The sequence below is a fragment of the Gordonia sp. i37 genome, from assembly GCF_002043085.1.
Taxonomy (GTDB): domain Bacteria; phylum Actinomycetota; class Actinomycetes; order Mycobacteriales; family Mycobacteriaceae; genus Gordonia; species Gordonia polyisoprenivorans.
On the sequence record NZ_MVPX01000064.1, the window covers coordinates 1 to 1,423 of the forward strand.

The following is a 1,423-nucleotide window of genomic DNA, read 5'->3' on the forward strand; positions in this document are numbered from 1 at the left end:
TGGTGGCCACCGTGAATCCCTGCGCCTTGAGCAGGTAGGACACGACGCCCGACCCGGAGAACGCATCGACGGCGGTGCTGCCGCCGATCTCGGCGAAGGTGCGCTCGAGATGTGGCAGCAGACGGTACTTGGAGCCCATGTACCGCAACCGCGGAAAGCGCTGCGCGGCGGCGACGATGTCGGTGGAGGCGACACGTCGAGACGATGCGGTGGGGGACTCGGCGCGACTCACAGCAGCAAGGATGTCACGGGCCCCCGACAGTGTGTCGCCAACACGGCGGTTGGCCGACACGGCGGTGAACATCTTGGCTGCGCCCGGGCCCCCGCGGCCGGGCCGCACCCTAGACTGAGGTGCATGTCGTCGGTTTTCACGAAGATCATCAACGGAGAGCTACCCGGTCGGTTCGTCTGGCAGGACGGACAAGCCGTGGCGTTCCTGACCATCGAGCCGGTCACCCCCGGGCACCTTCTGGTGGTACCCCGCAAAGAGGTCGATCACTGGGAGCAGATGGACACCGCCTCCTTCACCCATCTCACCGACGTCGCGCAGAAGGTCGGGCGTGCGGTCAAGGAGGCGTTCGACGCTCCGCGGATGGGACTGCTGATCGCCGGCCTCGAGGTGCCGCACGTGCACATCCACGTCTTCCCGGCGCTGAGCATGGAGACCTTCGACCTGTCCAACGCCCGCAAGGACATCACCCCCGCAGAACTCGACGCCGATGCCGAGAAGATCCGGGACGCGCTGCGTTCGACGGGCTACAGCGAGTACGTGAACGACTGACACGCGTGCCCGGACCCTCTCACGGGTTCCGGGTCACTGGGCTCCGGCGTCGGCACCCCCGTCCGAGGTCGAGCTCTGTGTTGCCATCTTGTAGGTCATGTACGCCGCGCCTGCCAAGCACGCGCCGATGATGAGTCCCGCTGCTGCTCCCATGGTGTTCTCCTTGTCGGTCGGCCCACCTCCGGTGGGCCGGTGGATGTCCTGGAGTGGACCCACTCACCATCGCCGGACGGCGCCCGCGGCGAACGCGTAGCGCACTACCCGAATTGCCGGACTCCATCGATCAGTCGACAGGTAATCGCGCCGCCCCCTCACACCGTCCGATGGATCAGCAGTGGCAGCACCGTGGTCGCGCCCGCATCGCGTAAAGCGCTCGCGGCCAATGTGATCGGCCAACCCGACCGGGACTCGTCGACGACCAGCAGCACCGCCCGGCCCGCCACCTCGGCCGGTGGCTCGCCGAGCCGGGCCTGCCATAACGCGGCCTCGGTGACACCGGGAGCGTCCCGGGGTGGCCCGTCTCCCATCTGTACGGGCATCGCAACGCCCTCACGTTTGCCGACCGAGCACAGGTGCGCGGCGAGATCGGTGGCCAGGGGGGTGCCGGTCAGACGCAGCGAACAGATGAGATCCGGCCGGATA

Annotated in this window: 3 protein-coding genes; 1 reads left to right on the forward strand and 2 read right to left on the reverse strand. The window is 67.7% G+C overall.

Annotation, left to right across the window (positions count from 1 at the left end):
• Window positions 1–304 (reverse strand): DNA adenine methylase (locus B1964_RS30875; protein WP_253193858.1); only part of this gene is annotated, 304 nt, incomplete at its 3' end.
• 51 nt (window positions 305–355) lie between these two features.
• On the opposite strand from B1964_RS30875, the gene B1964_RS02430 reads away from it, so the two are divergent.
• Window positions 356–781 (forward strand): HIT family protein, encoded by a 426-nt coding sequence (locus tag B1964_RS02430; protein ID WP_079928662.1) that lies wholly within the window; start codon window positions 356–358, stop codon window positions 779–781.
• Window positions 782–1,092: 311 nt separating this feature from the next.
• Here B1964_RS02430 and B1964_RS02440 read toward each other — a convergent pair.
• A partial coding sequence (locus tag B1964_RS02440) for a phosphoribosyltransferase (protein ID WP_139765604.1) occupies window positions 1,093–1,423 on the reverse strand: 331 nt, incomplete at its 5' end.

Bases quoted from the DNA above. Each gene is read 5' to 3' on its own strand.
- B1964_RS02430 (WP_079928662.1), top strand. From the start codon at position 356: ATGTCGTCGGTTTTCACGAAGATCATCAACGGAGAGCTACCCGGTCGG.